Origin of the sequence: Pseudomonas multiresinivorans (assembly GCF_012971725.1) — a bacterium.
GTDB classification, from domain to species: Bacteria; Pseudomonadota; Gammaproteobacteria; order Pseudomonadales; family Pseudomonadaceae; genus Pseudomonas; species Pseudomonas multiresinivorans.
The window spans coordinates 5,176,006-5,195,111 of record NZ_CP048833.1 but is presented as its reverse complement, the minus strand read 5'-3'; the positions used below and the strand labels follow the sequence as shown (position 1 = coordinate 5,195,111).

General features: G+C 65.8%; 18 protein-coding genes. 13 read left to right on the top strand and 5 right to left on the bottom strand.

From position 1 onward, the window contains the following. Positions 1-7: 7 nt before the first annotated feature. The 3 genes from G4G71_RS23835 to G4G71_RS23825 all read right to left on the bottom strand — a co-directional run bounded on the left by G4G71_RS23835 (position 8) and on the right by G4G71_RS23825 (position 1,463). On the bottom strand, positions 8-466 hold the full coding sequence (locus tag G4G71_RS23835; protein ID WP_169940674.1) for an SH3 domain-containing protein: 459 nt from the start codon (positions 464-466) through the stop codon (positions 8-10). Between the two features lie 102 nt (positions 467-568). Then, on the bottom strand, positions 569-868 hold the full coding sequence (locus tag G4G71_RS23830) for a YciI family protein (RefSeq protein WP_169940672.1): 300 nt from the start codon (positions 866-868) through the stop codon (positions 569-571). 1 nt (position 869) lies between these two features. Further along, positions 870-1,463: a septation protein A gene (locus G4G71_RS23825; protein ID WP_205896250.1), complete on the bottom strand. Its 594-nt coding sequence runs from the start codon at positions 1,461-1,463 to the stop codon at positions 870-872. A gap of 167 nt (positions 1,464-1,630) precedes the next feature. On the opposite strand from G4G71_RS23825, the gene G4G71_RS23820 reads away from it, so the two are divergent. From G4G71_RS23820 to bglX, 6 genes are all read left to right on the top strand, one after another. Continuing rightward, on the top strand, positions 1,631-2,506 hold the full coding sequence (locus tag G4G71_RS23820; RefSeq protein ID WP_169940668.1) for a PHP domain-containing protein: 876 nt from the start codon (positions 1,631-1,633) through the stop codon (positions 2,504-2,506). Continuing rightward, entirely contained in the window at positions 2,503-3,132 is a 630-nt protein-coding gene (locus G4G71_RS23815; RefSeq protein ID WP_169940666.1) for an L-threonylcarbamoyladenylate synthase, read from the top strand. Before G4G71_RS23820 ends, G4G71_RS23815 begins: the two co-directional genes overlap by 4 nt. Positions 3,133-3,231: 99 nt before the next feature. Further along, positions 3,232-4,407, top strand: coding sequence for a tryptophan--tRNA ligase (locus tag G4G71_RS23810; protein WP_420826029.1), 1,176 nt, complete (start codon positions 3,232-3,234; stop codon positions 4,405-4,407). 328 nt (positions 4,408-4,735) lie between these two features. Continuing rightward, a complete protein-coding gene (locus tag G4G71_RS23805) occupies positions 4,736-5,623 on the top strand; it encodes a segregation and condensation protein A (protein WP_420826028.1) in 888 nt (295 codons plus the stop codon). 84 nt (positions 5,624-5,707) lie between these two features. Continuing rightward, complete coding sequence (scpB, locus tag G4G71_RS23800; RefSeq protein ID WP_169940660.1) at positions 5,708-6,736, top strand: SMC-Scp complex subunit ScpB; 1,029 nt, start codon at positions 5,708-5,710, stop codon at positions 6,734-6,736. 205 nt (positions 6,737-6,941) lie between these two features. Continuing rightward, positions 6,942-9,239: a beta-glucosidase BglX gene (gene bglX / locus G4G71_RS23795; protein ID WP_240964970.1), complete on the top strand. Its 2,298-nt coding sequence runs from the start codon at positions 6,942-6,944 to the stop codon at positions 9,237-9,239. A gap of 61 nt (positions 9,240-9,300) precedes the next feature. Here the strand turns inward: bglX and G4G71_RS23790 are convergent, their stop codons facing one another. Continuing rightward, the gene (locus G4G71_RS23790) at positions 9,301-10,080 is read right to left on the bottom strand and encodes a hypothetical protein (protein WP_169940656.1); all 780 of its coding nucleotides are present in this window, start codon (positions 10,078-10,080) and stop codon (positions 9,301-9,303) included. Positions 10,081-10,246: 166 nt separating this feature from the next. On the opposite strand from G4G71_RS23790, the gene G4G71_RS23785 reads away from it, so the two are divergent. After that, on the top strand, positions 10,247-10,429 hold the full coding sequence (locus G4G71_RS23785; protein ID WP_024766417.1) for a DUF1289 domain-containing protein: 183 nt from the start codon (positions 10,247-10,249) through the stop codon (positions 10,427-10,429). Between the two features lie 98 nt (positions 10,430-10,527). On the opposite strand, the gene gap is transcribed toward G4G71_RS23785, so the two are convergent. Then, positions 10,528-11,532, bottom strand: coding sequence for a type I glyceraldehyde-3-phosphate dehydrogenase (gene gap, locus G4G71_RS23780; protein ID WP_169940654.1), 1,005 nt, complete (start codon positions 11,530-11,532; stop codon positions 10,528-10,530). 128 nt (positions 11,533-11,660) lie between these two features. Between gap and edd the strand changes: the two genes are divergently transcribed. The 6 genes from edd (at position 11,661) to G4G71_RS23750 (ending at position 19,068) form a co-directional block, all read left to right on the top strand. Beyond that, on the top strand, positions 11,661-13,487 hold the full coding sequence (edd, locus tag G4G71_RS23775; RefSeq protein WP_169940652.1) for a phosphogluconate dehydratase: 1,827 nt from the start codon (positions 11,661-11,663) through the stop codon (positions 13,485-13,487). Positions 13,488-13,609: 122 nt separating this feature from the next. After that, entirely contained in the window at positions 13,610-14,608 is a 999-nt protein-coding gene (locus G4G71_RS23770) for a glucokinase (protein ID WP_169940650.1), read from the top strand. A 43-nt stretch (positions 14,609-14,651) separates the two neighbouring features. Further along, entirely contained in the window at positions 14,652-15,386 is a 735-nt protein-coding gene (locus G4G71_RS23765) for a response regulator (protein WP_054909369.1), read from the top strand. Beyond that, the gene (locus tag G4G71_RS23760) at positions 15,379-16,827 is read left to right on the top strand and encodes an ATP-binding protein (protein WP_169940648.1); all 1,449 of its coding nucleotides are present in this window, start codon (positions 15,379-15,381) and stop codon (positions 16,825-16,827) included. Before G4G71_RS23765 ends, G4G71_RS23760 begins: the two co-directional genes overlap by 8 nt. Positions 16,828-17,092: 265 nt before the next feature. Next, on the top strand, positions 17,093-17,458 hold the full coding sequence (locus G4G71_RS23755) for an endonuclease domain-containing protein (RefSeq protein ID WP_169940646.1): 366 nt from the start codon (positions 17,093-17,095) through the stop codon (positions 17,456-17,458). Between the two features lie 347 nt (positions 17,459-17,805). Further along, a complete protein-coding gene (locus G4G71_RS23750) occupies positions 17,806-19,068 on the top strand; it encodes an ABC transporter substrate-binding protein (RefSeq protein WP_169940644.1) in 1,263 nt (420 codons plus the stop codon). Positions 19,069-19,106: the final 38 nt, after the last annotated feature.

The window sequence follows — 19,106 nt, the reverse complement described above, 5'->3', positions numbered from 1 at the left end:
GCTTCTTTCAATTGATCCATTCGCGGCGCTGGCGGCGCCTGCCGCGGGCCAGTGCGCCGAAGATGAAGGCCAGCAGGGCCGTGCCGGCGCCGGTCACGTACCAGGTCTGTTGCTCGCTGAGCAGGCGCGGCGGCTGGTTGGCCTGGGCTTCGCGCAGTTGCAGCTTGAGGCGCTGGTTTTCCTGGCGCAGACCGGTGATCTGGGCTTCGTCCTGGCTGTTGTCGGGGTTGGCCAACTGCTCGCTCAAGGACTGGCGCTGCTGTTCGCTTTCGGCGAGGCGGCTTTCCAGCGTGGCGATGCGGTCGGCGTTTTCCTGTCCGCTGTCCGTTGCATTGCTCGAGGCATTGTCGGGCAGGGGGATGGGGCGGGTATTGGACAGCGCCGGCGTCAGGGGTTCCGTGGCGGGCTCTTCGGCCAGGGCGGCGGCGGGCAGGGCGAGGCACAGCAGCAAGGGCAGACGATACATCGGGACTCCTTGTTCGATGATACGGCGCCAGCCCGGACGGGCCGGCGGATACGACTGCGCATCCCCGGCGTCCCTGCCCTGGGGCTGCAACGATGGGGGTCGTTACGGCAGGACTTTCTTGAACGGCTTGACCACGACTTCAGCGTAGACACCCGCGGCACGGTAAGGGTCGGCGTCGGCCCAGGCTTGCGCGGCGGCCAGGGAGTCGAATTCGGCGACGATCAGGCTGCCGGTGAAGCCGGCGGCGCCCGGGTCGTTGCTGTCGATGGCCGGGTGCGGGCCGGCCAGGACCAGGCGGCCCTCTTCCTTCAGTTGCTCCAGGCGGGCGATGTGCGCGGGGCGGGTGGCCAGGCGACGTTCTTGGGAGGCGGTGATGTCACGGGCAATGATCGCGTAGAGCATGTCAGTCCTTGGGTTTTTCGCCGGTAGGTTCATCGTGCATGTGGCGGGCCAGGAACACGCCCTGGCCGATCAGGAACAGCAGGGTCATGCCCAGGCTGCCGAACACCTTGAAGTCCACCCAGTAGTCCTGGAAGGTAAAGGCGACGAACAGCTGGACACAGCCGCAGATCAGGAAGAACAGCACCCAGGCGATGTTCAGCTTCGCCCAGAGGGAATCGCTCAGGTGCACCGCGTGGCCCATGATGCGCTGGATCAGCGGCTGGCCGCCGATGAAGTGGCTGCCGGCGAAAGCCAGGGCGAAGAGCCAGTTCACCACTGGCGCCTTCCACTTGAGGAAGGTTTCGCTGTGGAAGGCCAGGGTCATGCCGCCGAAAACCAGGCAGGCGGCGAGCGTCACCCACTGGCCCTTGTCCAGCTTGCGCTGCTTGATCAGCAGGGCGCCGTAGACCACCACGGAAGTGGCGATCAGCACGGCCGTGGCGCTGTAGATCCCCCCGACAGAGAAGCTCTGGCCGGCGAGTTCGACGTTGCGCGGGTCGAGCTTGTAGACGATGAAGAAGAGAATGAGGGGAATGAAATCGATGAATTGCTTCATTACGGCAGCCAGAGCCCAGTAGAGCCGGCATAATACCAAGCTGCGGGTGAACTGAAAGGGCCATCCGCCCAACGCTGTGCCAGATCATGGTTTCAAGCGATTGCCGTGATCGTGTTGGCAGCAAAGCGTCTATACAGAAAGTTATCCCCTCGTCCCCAGGAAACCGCATGCGAGTCGACCTGCACTGCCACAGCACCGCGTCCGACGGACAGCTCAGCCCGACCGCCCTGGTCGAGCGTGCCCACGGGCGCGGCGTGCGCGTGCTGGCGCTGACCGACCACGACACCCTCGACGGTCTGCCCGAGGCGCGCCGTGCCGCGCAGGCGCTGGGCATGGAACTGGTGGACGGCGTCGAAGTGTCATGCACCTGGGGCGGGGCGACCATTCATGTGCTGGGCTACGGTTTCGACGTGATGGCCGAACCCCTGGTAAAGGCGCTGGGCGACCTGCACCGCGCCCGCTGGACCCGCGCCGAGGAGATCGGCCGGCGCCTGGAGGCCAAGGGCATGCCCGGTGCCTTCGAGGGCGCGCGGGCGATCCAGGCGGAACTGGGCGACAGCGAGAATGCCCCGGCGCGTCCGCACTTCGCCGAGTTCCTGTTGCGCCAGGGCCATGTCAAGGATCGCGCCGAAGCCTTCCGCAAATGGCTGGGCGCCGGCAAGCTGGGCGACGTCAAGCAGCACTGGCCGAGCCTCGCCGACGCCGTCGGCACCCTGCGCGAGGCCGGCGCCTGGATCAGCCTCGCGCACCCCTACCAGTACGATTTCACCCGCACCAAGCGGCGCAAGCTGGTGGCCGACTTCATCGCCGCCGGCGGCCATGCGCTGGAAGTCTGCAACGGCCCGCAGCCGGCCGAGCAGGTTGGCGTGCTGAGCATCCTGGTCCGCGAGTTCGGGCTGATGGTCACTGCCGGCAGCGACTTCCACGGTCCCAGCGACTGGTCCGAGCTGGGGCTTTACCGCAGCGTGCCGGAAGACCTTCCGCCGCTCTGGCCGCGCTTCGCCAGCGCCGAGAACGCCATCGGGATCAAGGAGACTCCATGAGCCAGTTCTTTCAGATCCACCCGGAAAATCCCCAGGCGCGCCTGATCAAGCAGGCCGTGGAGATCGTCCGCCAGGGGGGAGTGATCGCCTATCCCACCGACTCGTCCTATGCGCTGGGTTGTCGCATTGGCGAAAAATCTGCGGTGGAGCGCATCCGCCACATCCGCCGGCTGGACGACAAGCACAACTTCACCCTGGTCTGCCGTGACCTGTCCGAGCTCGGCCTCTACGCCAAGGTCGACACGCGCCTGTTCCGGTTGCTCAAGGCGCATACACCCGGCCCCTATACCTTCATCCTCAATGCCACTCGCGAAGTGCCGCGCATGTTGCTGCACCCCAAGCGCCGCACCATCGGCCTGCGCGTGCCGGCCTGCCCGATCGCCCTGGCGCTGCTGGAGGAACTGGGTGAGCCGCTGATGAGCGTCAGCCTGATCCTGCCGGGGGAGGCAGAGCCACTGAACGACCCCTACGAGATGCGCGACCAACTGGAACACCTGGTCGACCTGATCATCGACGGCGGCTTCGGCGGCGGCGAAGCTTCCACCGTGATCGCCCTCACCGACGAAGACCCGGTGGTAGTGCGAGTCGGCTGCGGCGACCCGGAACCTTTCATGGTCAACGCCTGAACACGCCCGGCGCGCTGACTATACTCCCCGTTCCATCGCTGAACCCGCGAGGTTGACCGCTTGACCAGCGTCGAATCCCTGCGCCGTGTGCTGTCCGGCATGCGCCCCACCGGGCGCCTGCACCTGGGGCACTACCACGGTGTGCTGCAGAACTGGGTGAAACTGCAGCACGAGTACGAATGCTACTTCTCCATCGTCGACTGGCACGCCCTGACCACCGAGTACGACGAGACCGCCAGCATCCGCCAGCACGTGCGCGACATGGCCATCGACTGGCTGGCGGTGGGCGTCAGCCCCAGCGCCGCGACGCTGTTCGTGCAATCCCAGGTCCCCGAGCACGCCGAGTTGCACCTGCTGCTGTCGATGATCTGCCCGCTGTCGTGGCTGGAGCGTGTACCGACCTACAAGGAACTGCAGGAAAAACTGGTCCACAAGGACCTCTCCACCTTCGGCTTCCTCGGCTACCCGCTGCTGCAGGCCGCGGACATCCTGATCTACCGTGCAGGCCTGGTGCCGGTGGGCTCGGACCAGTTCGCCCACGTCGAATTCACCCGCGAGATCGCCCGCCGCTTCAATCACCTGTACGGCGGCGAGGTGGATTTCGAAGACCGTGCCCAGACCGCTATCGCCCGCCTGGGCAAGAAGACCGGCAAGCTCTACAGCAGCCTGCGCAAGGCCTGGCAGGAGCAGGGCGACGCCGAGGCCCTGGAAACCGCTCGCGCGCTGCTCATGGAGCAGCAGAGCCTGACCCTGGGCGACCGCGATCGGCTGTTCGGCTACCTCGAAGGCACCAGCCGCATGCTGCTGCCCGAGCCGCAGACCCTCACCAGCCATGCGCCGAGAATGCCGGGGCTGGATGGGCAGAAAATGTCCAAGTCGCACCACAACACCATCGCCCTGCGCGACAGCCCGGAGGTGATAGAAGAGAAGGTCGCGCGCATGCCCACCGATCCTGCGCGCGTGCACCGCGGTGATCCGGGCGACCCGGAGCGTTGCCCGGTGTGGCAGTGGCATCTGATCTACTCCGACGACGGCTGTCGCCAGTGGGTGCAGGAAGGCTGCCGCAGCGCCGGGATTGGTTGCCTGGACTGCAAGCGACCGCTGATCGAGTCGATCCTCCACGAACTGGCGCCAATCCAGGCGCGCGCACTGGACTACGAAGACAACCCCGAGCTGGTGCGCAGTATCCTCGCCGAAGGCGCCGAGCGTGCCCGCGAGGTGGCACGAGAGACGCTGGTGGAGGTGCGGCATGCGATGGGGTTGTCGTACCGCTGAGCACGCGGCCTTGCCGGCTGTGTGGGAGCGGACTCTGTCCGCGATCGGCCACCGGCGCGATGCGGACCTATCGCGGACAAAGTCCGCTCCCACCCCACAAGCTTGCCGCCGCACCATGTGAATCCGCCAAAAGCCCCTCGCGCCGCTGGCAAAAGCAGGGATAATGCCGCCTTCGAACCCTGAGCCTGACGAGTGGCCGATGAGTGACCTGACCGAGCCGCAAACCCCTGCCGCCGCCCCTGAATACCAGGTGCCAGTGCAGCTGGCGCTCGTCTACGGCGAGGCCCTGACGGAGATGCCGCAGGACCTGTACATCCCGCCGGACGCCCTGGAGGTCTTCCTCGAAGCCTTCGAGGGCCCGCTCGACCTGCTGCTCTATCTGATCCGCAAGCAGAACATCAACATCCTCGACATCCCCGTGGCGGAGATCACCCGCCAGTACATGGGCTACGTCGAGCTGATGAAGTCGGTGCGCCTGGAACTGGCCGCCGAGTACCTGGTAATGGCCGCCATGCTCGCCGAGATCAAGTCGCGCATGCTGCTGCCGCGCTCGGCCGAGGCCGAGGAAGAAGAGGACGACCCGCGCGCCGAACTGATCCGCCGCCTGCAGGAGTATGAGCGCTTCAAGAAGGCCGCCGAGGACCTCGACGAACTGCCGCGCCTGGGCCGTGACTACGTGGTGCCGACCATCGCCGCGCCGGATGCGCGGGCGCGCCGGCTGCTGCCGGATGTGGACATGCAGGAGCTGATGCTGTGCATGGCCGAGGTGCTGCGCCGCGCCGACCTGTTCGAAAGCCACCAGGTCACCCGCGAGATGCTTTCCACCCGCGAGCGCATGAGCGAGATCCTCGAGCGCCTGAAGGGCGAGGGTTTCGTGCCCTTCATTACGCTGTTCCGTGTCGAGGAAGGCAAGCTGGGCGTGGTGGTGACCTTCATGGCGGTGCTGGAGTTGGTGAAGGAGCAACTGGTGGAGCTGGTGCAGAACGAGGCCTTCGCGCCGATCCACGTCCGCGCCCGCAGCGAAGTACAGGAAGGCGCCGCACGCTTCGGCGAAGCGCCGGAAGAAGTGCTGGAAGAGGGCGACGAAGACGTCTTCGAGCCGCGCGAAGAACCGCTGGCCGAGCTGACCTTCGAGGATGGCCATTTCGACGGCCCGGAAGGCGAGGCAGCGCTCGACCAGGCGCTGGATGGCGAGCCGGAAGAAGAGCCGCTCTGATCCACTGGCGTTGCCCTGACGGCGCGCTTTGAGTAGCTTTCCCGCCTGAACGGCCAATCTATCTACCCTGACCCGAGCTTCCCGATGAATCTCTCCGACCCGCAAGAACTGGCGACCCTGCTCGAAGGCATCCTCCTGGCTGCCGGCAAGCCCATGTCGCTGGAGCGCCTCGGCGAGCTGTTCGAGGAGGCCGAGCGCCCAGAGCCGCAGCAGTTCCGTGATGCGCTGGCGATACTGAGCCTGTCCTGCTCCGGGCGCGCCTTCGAGCTGAAGGAGGTCGCCACCGGTTACCGCCTGCAGGTGCGCGAGAAGTTCGCTTCCTGGGTGGGCCGTTTGTGGGAGGAGCGCCCGCAGCGCTATTCCCGCGCGCTGCTGGAGACCCTGGCGCTGATCGCCTACCGCCAGCCCATCACCCGTGGCGAGATCGAGGAAATCCGTGGCGTCGCGGTGAACACGCAGATCGTCAAAACGCTGATGGAGCGCGAGTGGATCCGCATCGTCGGTTACCGCGAAGTTCCCGGCCGCCCGGCCATGCTCGCCACCACCCGGACCTTCCTCGACTATTTCAACCTGAAGAGCCTGGAAGAGTTGCCGCCGCTGGCCGCGCTGAAGCTGATGGAGCCCGAACCGCAGCCGATCTTCGAGGACATGGCGCCCACTGCCAGCCTGCCCGGCCCCGAGGAGTACGACGAGGACTACGTTCCACCGTCCCTGCAGGCGCTGGCCGACCAGGCCGTGCGCGATGCCGGCGAAGAGCCGGAGCCCGCGCCGCCGGAAGAACCGAAGGAAGAGACCAGCTTCCGCAGCCTGCTCGTCGAGCTGGACGAGATGGAGCAGGGCCTGAAGACCGACTTCGACGACCTGATCGACCGCCCGCCAAGCGACGATGAAGACACCGGTGTGGATGCGGATTTCAGCGGCGTCCATGGCTTGCCCGAAGTCTCGTCCGACACCGAGGATGCTGGCACGAGCGAAACCGATGCATCAGCGCAGCCCGAACCGGCGCCCCGGCCGCCGGCCCCCGCGCCGGAAGAAGAGTGGGACGAGGAACGCGCACTGCGTGAAGCCATGCGCGAGGAAATGGAATTCAACCGGCTCAATCGCGACCATTGAGACCCATTCACCGGCGTTTTCCAGCCGTTCGGTGATTGACTTCCGCCTTCGGCGCGACGACCTTATGTGCCGCGTTCGAAAGGCGCTGGCGACTACACCCGGGGGAGTCGCCGGAATCCCACCTGTTCGATGCCCCTCTAACAACATTCCACAGTGGCCCGGCGCATCGCGCAGGCTGCTGAGTACCCATATGAAAAGAACTCCAATCAGCCGTATCTGCTGGCTCGGCCTCCTGCTGGGCCTGAGCAGCGCTTCGCTATCCGCCGCCGAATCTGCTGTCGTAGCTCCCGCCGTGCCGTTGGCCGGCCAGTCCAAGGACGCCTTCATCGACAGCCTGATGCAGCGCATGACGCTGGAAGAGAAGATCGGCCAACTGCGCCTGGTCAGCGTCGGGCCGGACCATCCCAAGCCGGTACTGCTGAAGGAAATCGCCGAGGGCACCACTGGCGCGGTGTTCAATACCGTGGTTCGTCCGGGCATCCGTGACCTGCAGGACGCGGCGATGAAGAGCCGGCTGAAGATTCCGCTGTTCTTCGCCTACGATGTGGTCCACGGCCATCGCACCGTATTCCCCATCGGCCTGGGCCTGGCGGCGAGCTGGGACATGGAATCCATCGAGCGCAGTGCCCGTGTCGCGGCCATCGAGGCCAGCGCCGACGGCCTCAACCTGACCTATTCGCCCACCGTCGACATCGCCCGCGATCCGCGCTGGGGCCGTGTCTCCGAAGGCTTCGGCGAAGACGCCTGGCTGACCAGCAAGGTTGCCGCCGCCGTGGTCAAGGGCTACCAGGGCAAGGGCCTGAACCAGCCGGAAACCATCATGGCCGGGGTCAAGCACTTCGCCCTGTACGGCGCCGGTGAAGGCGGCCGCGACTACAACACTGTGGACATGAGCCCGCAGCGCATGTTCCAGGACTACCTGCCGCCGTACCGCGCGGCCATCGATGCCGGCGCTGGTGCGGTGATGGTCTCGCTCAACAGCATCAACGGCGTGCCCGCCACCGCCAACAAGTGGCTGCTGCAGGACCTGCTGCGCAAGCAGTGGGGCTACAAGGGCCTGACCCTGAGCGACCACGGTGCGGTGCTGGAGCTGATCAAGCACGGCGTGGCCGCCACTGAGCGCGACGCCACCCAGGCAGCGATCAACGCCGGCGTCGAAATGAACATGAACGACGACCTCTACGGCAAGCACATGCCCGAGCTGCTCAAGGCCGGGCTGATCAGCCAGGACGAGATCGACCGTGCCTGCCGCGACGTGCTCGCCGCCAAGTGGGACATGGGCCTGTTCCAGGACCCGTACCGCTACCTGCAGGGCAAGGACCCGGTGGATACCGACGCCGAAGAGCGTCTGCACCGCGCCGACGCCCGCGAGATCGCGCGCAAGGGCATGGTCCTGCTGAAGAACGAAGGCGGCGTGCTGCCGCTCAAGCGTGACGGCGTGATTGCCCTGATCGGCCCGCTGGCTGACAGCAAGCGCGACGTGATGGGTAGCTGGTCCGCCGCCGGCAAGGCCTTCCAGGCCGTGACCGTGCTCGAAGGCATGGGCACCGCCACCCGTGGCCACGCCGCGCTGCTCTACGCCAAGGGCGCCAACGTCACCGACGATCCGGAGATCGTCAAATACCTCAACGAGTACAGCGAAGACGTGAAGGTCGACTCGCGCAGCCCGAAAGCCATGATCGACGAAGCCGTCGAGAAGGCCAAGCAGGCTGACGTGGTGGTGGCCGTGGTCGGCGAATCCCAGGGCATGGCCCACGAGGCGTCGAGCAAGACCAACCTGCACATCGCGCAAAGCCAGATCGAGCTGCTCAAGGCCCTCAAGGCCACCGGCAAGCCGCTGGTGCTGGTGCTGATGAACGGCCGGCCGATGGACCTGCGCTGGGAAAGTGCCAACGCCGACGCTGTGCTGGAAACCTGGTTCAGCGGCACCGAAGGTGGCAACGCCATCGCCGACGTGCTGTTCGGCGACTACAACCCGTCGGGCAAGCTGACCATGACCTTCCCGCGCTCCGTGGGCCAGGTGCCGATCTACTACAACCACCTGAACACCGGCCGCCCGTTCGACCACGAGCACCCGAACAAGTACACCTCGCGCTACTTCGACTCGGAGAACGGCCCGCTGTACCCGTTCGGCTATGGCCTGAGCTACACCGACTTCAGCGTCTCCGACGTGAAGCTGTCGGGCAGCAAGCTGAAGAAGGGCGACCAGCTGACCGCCAGCGTCACCGTGAAGAACATCGGCAAGGTCGCCGGCGAAACCACCGTGCAGCTCTACCTGCGCGACGTTGCCGCGTCCATCAGCCGTCCGGTCAAGGAGCTCAAGGGCTTCGAGAAGATCCTGCTGCAGCCTGGTGAGTCGAAGGTGGTGCAGTTCCCGATCCGCGAGGAGGACCTGCGCTTCTACGACAGCCAGCTGCGCTACGCCTCGGAGCCGGGCGAGTTCAAGGTCTACGTCGGCCTGGATTCGGACAACGTGAAGGAGCAGAGCTTCACGCTGCTCTAAGCGTTACCCGCTGCTGCAGACGAAGACGCCACGGCTGGTTCAGCCGTGGCGTTTTTCCTTGTCAGGCGGCTTTGGCGAGCCATCGCGATCGCACGCCGATCAGCCAGCGCGTTGCGCCCTGTACCAGAACGGCCAGCAGTGCCGCTTCGGCAAAGCTGGGCAGGATGTCATTGCCAGGCAAACGCAGCGCCAGACACAGGCAGAAAGCCGCGAAAGCCGGCCGCCCCGTGACCATGCCGCGCAGCAGGGCGATGACGAAACCCGGTCCGTGCAGCCGCTGGGACGATACGCAAAGCACGATGGAGAGCAGCGGAAACACCGCCAGCAAGCCACTCCAGCTGGGGCCGGCCCAGCCGGCGAGGGCGGTGACGGCCAGCGTCAGCAGCGCGCCGGCGAGCATGCGCAGGCCCAGTTCGAAGCGGCCCAGTGGAGCGATGGCGGCGCTCAGCTCGGCACGGGGCATGAACAGCTGACTGGTCAACGCGCCCACGGCCGCAGCGAGCAACGCCCAGACGGGCGAGGCGGGCAGTTGGGTCAGTGCCCAGCCGGCCACCAGCCAGGCGAGCATGGCGCCGGTCAATGCCAGCGGCCATCCGTGGCGCCGACAGATCCAGGCATAGGCGAAGTTGAACGCCTCAGCGGCGAAGATCGCGGCCAGCGCGAGCAGCGCGGCGTGAGCGCCGAAGTCGCGGCCATGTTCCACGGTGATCAGATAGAGGATTGGCCCGGCGATGGCGGGCAGGGCGGCCAGGCAGCCGGCCACGGCCGGGCCCCACCAGCGCCCGGAGAGCGAGATCAGCAACAGGAACAGCGGAACGAGGGTGAGCTTGAGGGTGAGCATGGGCGAGGTTGGGCAGCGTGGACGGCGGATTCTAGCAAGGCGCGCACCCTTCGATTGCCAGGGTCGATGGCGCCGATGGGGAAATCGAGTTGGACCTTGGCGCTGCACGGGTGTCCATTAGTAGAGACCCACTGACATTCATCCAGCCGAAACCACGAGGAAGTCCGTGAAGAGTCCGTGCATCAAGGTCTGCGAGTTCGAAGAAGGTATCTGCCTGGGCTGTGGCCGCAGCCGCGAGGAAATCAAGGCGTGGAAGCGCGTCGATCATCTCGGCCAGGAGGCGATCCGGGCCGAGGCCGACATGCGCCTGCTGGTGCTGGAGGCGCAGGGGAAGCGGCTGTATCGCTGAGCGAGAGTTCGGCATGTCCGCCGTTCGCGAGCAAGCTCGCTCCTACGAAGAGCATGCGTTCCAAACCTGTAGGAGCGAGATTGCTCGCGAACTTCGCCTCACCCCCGCGCCAGATACATCACCCGCGCCGTATCCAGCATCCGATTGGAAAACCCCCACTCGTTGTCATACCACGCCATCGCCTTCACCAGTCGCCCATTCACCCGTGTATGGCTGGCATCGAAGATGGCCGAGCGAGGGTCGTGGTTGAAATCCACCGAGACCAGCGGCAGGTGGTTGAAGCCGAGGATCGGCGAAAGCTCGCTGGCACGCTCCATCAGCTCGTTGATTTCCTGCGCGCTGGTATCGCGGCCGACCTGCACCGTGAGGTCCACCAGCGAGACGTTAATAACTGGAACCCGCACCGCCAGCCCCGTCAGCTTGCCGGCCAGCCCCGGCAGCACCAGGCCCACCGCTTCGGCGGCGCCGGTTTTGGTCGGGATCATCGATTGGGTCGCCGAGCGTGCCCGGTAGGGGTCGCTGTGGTAGACGTCGGAGAGGCTCTGGTCGTTGGTATAGGCGTGGATGGTGGTCATCAGCCCGTGCTCGATGCCCAGTTCGCGGTGCAGTACCTGGGCCACCGGCGCCAGGCAGTTGGTGGTGCAGGAGGCGTTGGAGACTATCTGGTGTTCGGCGCGCAGGATGCCTTCGTTGACGCCGAAGACCACCGTGGCGTCGACGCCCTGGCCCGGAGCCGAAATCAGCACCTGGCGCGCGCCGGCCTGCAGGTGCGCGGCAGCCTTGTCGCGGGAGGTGAAGTGGCCGGTGCATTCCAGCACGATATCCACCGCCAGCGCCTTCCACGGCAGCTGCGCCGGATCGCGGATGGCCGTGACGGCAATCACGTCGCCCTCTACCCTGAGACTTTCGGCGTCATGCTCGACCTGGCCGGGAAAACGTCCATGCACGCTGTCGAACTGCAGCAGATGGGCGTTGATCGCGGCGTCGCCGAGGTCGTTTATCGCCACCACTTGCAGGTGCTGGCGATAGCCGCCCGAGTAGAGCGCGCGGAGTACGTTCCGACCGATGCGGCCAAATCCGTTGATTGCCAGGCGTATAGTCATTGAGGTCGTCTCTTTTCTTTTGTTGTGGTAAAAACCATTAAATTTCCACGCCGTTGAAAAGTAAACGCCTTGGAATAAACAATTATGTTGTAAAAACAACAACTGATAGTCTGTAGGAGAATGCTGCCATGCACCCCCGTGTGCTTGAAGTCACCCAGCGTATCCAGGCCCGCAGCGCGGCCACGCGACAGCGCTACCTCGACCTGGTCAAGGCTGCTGCCACCAAGGGCCCACACCGCGGCACGCTGCCCTGCGGCAACCTCGCCCACGGCGTTGCGGCCTGTGGTGATTCCGACAAACAGGCGCTGCGGCTGATGAACCAGGCCAACGTCGCCATCGTCTCCGCCTACAACGACATGCTCTCCGCGCACCAGCCGCTGGAGCGCTTCCCCGAGCTGATCAAGGACGCCCTGCGGCAGATCGGTTCGGTCGGCCAGTTCGCCGGCGGCGTGCCGGCCATGTGCGATGGCGTCACCCAGGGCGAACCGGGCATGGAACTGTCCCTGGCCAGCCGCGACGTGATCGCCATGGGCACCGCCATCGCGCTGTCGCACAACATGTTCGATGCCGCGCTGTGCCTGGGCGTGTGCGACAAGATCGTTCCCGGCCTGCTGATCGGCTCGCTGCGCTTCGGCCACCTGCCGGTGGTGTTCGTGCCCGCCGGCCCCATGCCTACCGGTATCTCCAACAAGGAGAAGGCTGCGGTGCGCCAGCTGTTCGCCGAAGGCAAGGCCACCCGCGAGGAGCTGCTGGCTTCGGAAATGGCCTCCTACCACGCGCCGGGCACCTGCACCTTCTATGGCACCGCCAACACCAACCAGTTGCTGGTGGAAGTGATGGGCCTGCACCTGCCGGGCGCTTCCTTCGTCAACCCGAATACCCCGCTGCGCGACGAGCTGACCCGCGAAGCCGCTCGCCAGGCCGCGCGCCTGACCCCGGAGAACGGCCAGTTCGTGCCCATGGCGGAGATCGTCGACGAGAAGGCCATGGTCAACTCGGTGGTAGCGCTGCTGGCCACCGGCGGCTCGACCAACCACACCCTGCACCTGCTTGCCATCGCCCAGGCCGCCGGCATCCAGCTGACCTGGCAGGACATGGCCGACCTCTCCGAGATCGTGCCGACCCTGGCGCGCATCTATCCCAACGGTCAGGCCGACATCAACCACTTCCAGGCGGCGGGCGGCATGTCCTTCCTGATCCGCCAGCTGCTCGACGGCGGCCTGCTGCACGAAGACGTGCAGACCGTGGTCGGCAAGGGCCTGCGTCGTTATATCCAGGAGCCCTTCTTCGACGAGGGCAAGCTGGTCTGGCGCGAAGGCCCGGCGGCGAGCCTGGACGAGAACATCCTGCGCCCCATCGACAAACCCTTCTCCCCGGAAGGCGGCCTGCGCCTGATGGAGGGCAACCTGGGCCGCGGCGTGATGAAGGTCTCTGCCGTAGCGGTGGAACACCAGATCGTCGAGGCGCCGGTGCGCATCTTCCATGACCAGTCGAGCCTGGCCGCCGCCTTCAAGGCCGGCGAGCTGGAGCGCGACCTGGTGGCCGTGGTGCGTTTCCAGGGCCCGCGCGCCAACGGTATGCCAGAGCTGCACAAGCTCACACCGTTCCTCGGCGTGCTGCAGGACCGCGGCTTCAAGGTCGCGCTGGTCACCGATGGGCGCATGTCCGGCGCGTCCGGCAAGGTGCCGGCGGCCATCCATGTATCCCCCGAAGCACTCAATGGCGGCCCGCTGGCGAAGCTGCGCGACGGCGATGTGGTACGCGTCGACGGCACCACCGGCGAACTGCGCGTGCTGGTGGATGCGGCGGAATGGGAGGCGCGTCCGCTCGTCGAGACTCCGGCCATTGATAACCTGGGCATGGGCCGCGAGCTGTTCGCCTTCATGCGTAATGCCTTCAGCCCGGCGGAGCAGGGCGCCTGCAGCTTCACGGCTGAACTGAACGGTCCGAGCTGACTGTCGCAGCGCCCCGCGCGAAGGGACTGCCTGTCCATCGCGCGGGGCGTTTTCGGCGCTGACCTATGCTGGCATGATTCCGCGCCGCACCCTTTCACCCAACTTCCAGGCCCGAGCCCGCAATGAACTCCAACAAAGCTCACTCCGCCTCGAACGGTTTCGCCCTGGTCGGCGACATCGGTGGCACCAATGCCCGCTTCGCCCTGTGGCGCGGTGAAGTCCTCGAATCCATCGAAGTCCTGGCCTGCGCGGACTATCCGCGCCCGGAAGACGCCGTGCGCGATTACCTGCAGCGTGTCGGCCAGCCGCTCTCCGTCGTCGAGAATGTCTGCCTGGCCTGTGCCGGTCCGGTTGGCGCCGGCGACTTCAAGTTCACCAACAACCACTGGGTCATCCAGCGCGATGCCTTCCGCACCGAATTGGGCCTGAGCCACCTGCTGCTGGTGAACGACTTCAGCACCATGGCCTGGGCGGCCTCGCGGCTGTCGGAAGAACACCTGGTGCAGGTACGGCCCGGCAGGGCGCTGGAGGGCCGCGCCAGGCTGATCATCGGCCCCGGCACCGGCCTGGGCGTGGGCAGCCTGATGCCGCTGCCGAACGGTGGCTGGGAAGTGCTGCCCTGCGAAGGCGGCCACGTCGACCTGCCGGTGACCTCCGAGCGCGACTTCGCCCTCTGGCAACTGCTGCGCGAGAAATATGGCCACGTCTCGGCCGAGCGCGTGCTCTCCGGCAGCGGCCTGGAAAACCTCTATCGCATGAGCTGCCAGCTCGATGGCGTGGAACCCAAATGCGCCACTGCCGCCGAGATCGGCGAGCGCGCCATGGCCGGCGACGCCTACGCCGACGCGGTGCTGGAGCACTTCTTCGTCTGGCTGGCGCGGGTTGCCGGCAACGCCGTGCTGACGGTTGGCGCGCTGGGCGGCGTGTACATCACCGGCGGCATCGTCCCGCGCTTCCTCGAACGCTTCCAGCGTAGCGGCTTCGCCGAGGCGTTCCGCGCCCGCGGCAAGACCAGTGGGCCGTATCTCGATCCGGTGCCGGTGTGGGTCATGACCGCGGATCATCCGGGGCTGTTCGGCGCCGGCGTGGCCCTGGAACAGGCACTGCGCAACGAAGGCTGATTCACCGCGCCACCGTTGAAAACAACAAGAAAGGACGCCCGAAGTGAACCAGCCTGCCAAATCCATCCTGCTGGTGGACGACGACCAGGAAATCCGCGAGCTGCTGGACACCTACCTGAGCCGCGCCGGTTTCCAGGTGCGCGCCGTCGCCAACGGTGAGGATTTCCGCCGCGCGCTGTGCGACGAGGAGTCCGCCCTGGCGATCCTCGACGTGATGCTGCCCGATGAAGACGGCTTCAGCCTGTGCCGCTGGATTCGCTCGCACCAGCGCCACGCCTGCATGCCGGTGATCATGCTCACCGCCAGTTCCGACGAGGCCGACCGCGTGGTGGGCCTGGAGCTGGGTGCCGACGATTACCTCGGCAAACCCTTCAGCCCCCGCGAGTTGCTGGCGCGGATCAAGGCGCTGCTGCGTCGTGCGCAGTTCACCCAGGTGCGCGGCGGCGAGGTCATCGCTTTCGACGATTGGCGGCTGGATACCATCAGCCACCGGTTGTTCCACGAGGACGGCGAGGAGCATTTCCTCAGTGGTGCCGACTTCGCCCTGCTCAAGCTGTTCCTCGATAATCCCCGGCAGATTCTCGATCGCGACACCATCGCCAGCGCCACCCGTGGCCGCGAGGTGATGCCGCTGGAGCGCATCGTCGACATGGCCGTGTCGCGCCTGCGCCAGCGTCTGCGTGATACCGAGAAACCGGCGCGGCTGATCCAGACCGTGCGCGGCAGCGGTTACCTGCTGGCTGCCCAGGTTCGCCCGCACCTCGCCGGCCATGAGTGAACGCCGTCGCTGGACCCTGGTACCGCGCTCGCTGCTCGGCCGCATGCTGTTGCTCACCCTGCTGGCGGTACTGCTCGCACAGGGGTTGTCGAGCCTGTTCTGGATATCCCACCTGCGTTCCAGCCAGCGCGACGGCCTGCTCACCAGCTCGCGCAGCCTGGCCTATTCCATGGCCGCCAGCGTCAGCTACTTCCGCTCGTTACCCATTGGTTATCGCCCGCTGGTGCTGGACCAGTTGCGCAGCATGGGCGGCACGCGCTTCTTCGTCTCGCTCAACGAACGCCCGCTGAACCTGCGCGCGCTGCCCGATACGACGAACAAGCAGGCGGTGATCGATATCGTGCAGGACGTGCTGCACCAGAAGCTGGGCAAGGACGTGGAGCTGCAGGTGGAGTTCGTCAGCCCCGACGATCTGCGGCTGTTCAATGGCGAGCTGAAGCTGGAGGAGCTGCCGCGCTCCTGGGCGCACTACGCATTGACCCTGGAACCGGTGAACCCGCCGGTGCTGGTCACGCAGATCCGCATCGGCGAGAGCGAATGGCTATACATCGCCAGCCTGATGCCGGCGCCCTACGTCACCCTGGAGCCCGAAGGCCTGCCGCCGCAGCAGATCATTTCCATCGCCTTCACCAGCCTCCTGTTGCTGCTGTTCACCGGCTTGCTGGTGCACTGGCAGAGCCGCCCGCTCAAGCGCCTCGCCCGCGCCGCCCGCGACATTGCCCTGGGCGGCCAGGACCAGCCGCTGGAGGAGAACGGGGCGAGCGAACTGGTGGAAGTCTCACGGGCCTTCAACACCATGCGCGAGCGCATCGACCGCTACGTCAACGAGCGGGGCCAGTTGTTCAGCGGTATCTCCCACGACCTGCGCACACCGATCACCCGCCTGCGCCTGCGTGCCGAATTGCTGGACGACGAGCAGGCGCGGGACAAGTTCAGCCACGACCTCGACGAACTGGAACTGCTGGTGAAGGGCGCGCTGCAATGCGTGAAGGACACCGACATCCACGAGAACATCGAGCCGGTGGACCTCAACCAACTGCTGCAGTACATCGCCGGCCCCTACCTCGCCGATGGCCGGGTCCAGGTCATCGGCGCGGCGCGCGAGCCCTATCCCGGCAAGCCGCTGGCGCTCAAGCGCTGCATCGGCAACCTGCTGGACAACGCGTTGAAGTACGGCGAGCGCGCGCAACTGAGCATCGAGGACGACGCCGATGCCGTGGTCCTGCACGTCGACGACCAGGGCCCTGGAGTGCCGGAACAGCGCCTGGAGAAGGTCTTCGAGCCGCGCTTCCGACTGTCCGAACGGGGGCAGGGTTACGGCCTCGGGTTGGGCATCGCGCGCAACATTGCGCATACCCATGGCGGGGAAGTGACCTTGCAGAATCGCCGTGAGGGTGGACTGCGGGTGACGTTGAGGTTGCCGCGGTTGGAGGTGGAGTAGGGAATTCGTTCCTGCCGGTTGTTTCGGAACGCTTGGTTATCGCTGCCCTCTCCCTAACCCTGGCTACGCGCCCCGCTCCGAAGGGAGAGGGGACCGTTCGGCGCGAGCGGCGACACCAGAGCTCGCCTGGTACCGCGATATGAGTAAGTGCAGGAACCTACAGGCAGCTCGGAAAGCTCTCTCTCCCTTCAGGGAGAGGGCTGGGGAGAGGGGGATGGGCGGTGGCACTAGGCTCCGGAGAACCGCCCTCCCTGGACGCCAAAGAATGACCTCCCGACTGACCCAGTTCTCCAAGCAGCTACGCCATGACCAGACCGAAGCCGAACTCGCCCTCTGGCACCATTTGCGCGCCCACCGTTTCCTCGGTCTCAAATTCCGCCGACAGAAAGTCATCGGCCCGTACATCATCGATTTCATTTGTCACGAGCGCATGCTGATCATCGAACTGGATGGTGGGCAGCATCTGGACTCTGGTCGGGACCGGGAGCGCGACGCGTGGCTCAAAACCAGGGGTTTCAAAGTGCTGCGCTTCTGGAATCATGATGTGCTGTTGAAGATGGATTCGGTGCTGGAGACGGTACGCCTGATGCTTGATGCGGACGCTTTGCCCTCTCCCCAACCCTCTCCCTGAAGGGAGAGGGGGCCGCTCGGAGCGAGGCGAGGCCTCGGCGTCAGCCGGCTCCCCATTGATAGTTGAAAGCTGCGACGGCATCAGGCGAACTGCATACCTGGCACGGCAGAGGACAGCTCCCTCTCCCTTCAGGGAGAGGGCGGGGGAGAGGGTAGTGGGCCGGAATTCAGTGCTCCAGGACACATTCGAAAACGCTCACCCAGTACAGCGCTTCACAGCAAGCCCAAATGTCACCGAGCGGTGACAATCAAAGATCGCTTCGTTACCCGGAGAGCGGAATGCCTTGGATAGACTCGGACCATCGCAAGCGCAGACTTGCCTCCAATAACAAGAACAAGGTGCTCTCCATGAATGCGATCCGTCGCCTGTCGGCCGCCATCTGTCTTTCCTCTTTCTGTCTCTCCCCGATGCTGGCCCACGCCGGTGAAGTCGAAGTGCTGCACTGGTGGACTTCCCCTGGCGAGAAGCGCGCCGCCGAAACCCTGAAGAAGCTTGTCGAGGCCAAGGGCCACACCTGGAAGGACTTCGCCGTCGCCGGTGGTGGTGGTGAAGCCGCCATGACCGTGCTGAAGACCCGCGCCGTCTCCGGCAACCCGCCGGCTGCCGCGCAGATCAAGGGGCCGGACATCCAGGAATGGGGCGAACTCGGCCTGCTCGCCGACCTCAACGATGTCGCTGCCGAAGGCAAGTGGGACCAGCTGCTGCCGCCGCAGGTGGCGCAGATCATGAAGTACAAGGGCGACTACGTGGCCGTGCCGGTCAACGTGCACCGGGTCAACTGGCTGTACATCAACCCGGAAGTCTTCAAGAAGGCCGGCGCCACGCCGCCGACCACCCTGGACGAGCTCTTCGCCGCCGCTGACAAGCTCAAGGCCGCCGGCTTCACGCCGCTCGCCCATGGTAGCCAGCCCTGGCAGGACGGCACGCTGTTCGAGAACCTGGTCCTGAGCAAGATGGGCCCCGAAGGTTACCGCAAGGCCTTCGTCGAGCAGGACAAGGCGACGCTGACCGGCGCGCAGATGGCCGACGTCTTCGCCGCGCTGAAGAAGCTGCACAGCTACGTCGATGCCGACGCCGCCGGCCGCGAGTGGAACGTCGCCACCGGCATGGTGATCAACGGCAAGGCCGGCATGCAGATCATGGGCGACTGGGCCAAGAGCGAGTTCACCGCCGCCGGCAAGGTGGCGGGCAAGGACTACCAGTGCCTGCCGTTCCCCGGCACGCAGAAGGCGTTCGACTACAACATCGACTCCCTGGTGATGTTCAAGCTGAGCAACGCCGAGAACCGCAAGGCCCAGGAAGACCTGGCCCGCGCGGTGCTCGACCCGGCGTTCCAGAAGGACTTCAGCCTGAACAAGGGCTCGATCCCGGTGCGCCTGGACGTCGACATGACGCCCTTCGACGCCTGCGCCCAGCAGTCCATGAAGGACTTCAAGGCCGCCTCCGCCGACGGCAACCTGGTGCCGAGCATGGCTCACAGCATGGCCGCCTCCAGCTACGTGCAGGGCGCGATCTTCGACGTGGTCACCAACTTCTTCAACGACCCCGCCGCCGATCCGCAGAAGGCCGCGCAACAACTGGGTGCCGCCATCCAGGCTGCCGCGCAGTAACGCGCTCGCCGGCTCCGTGACGGAGCCGGTTTTCTGAT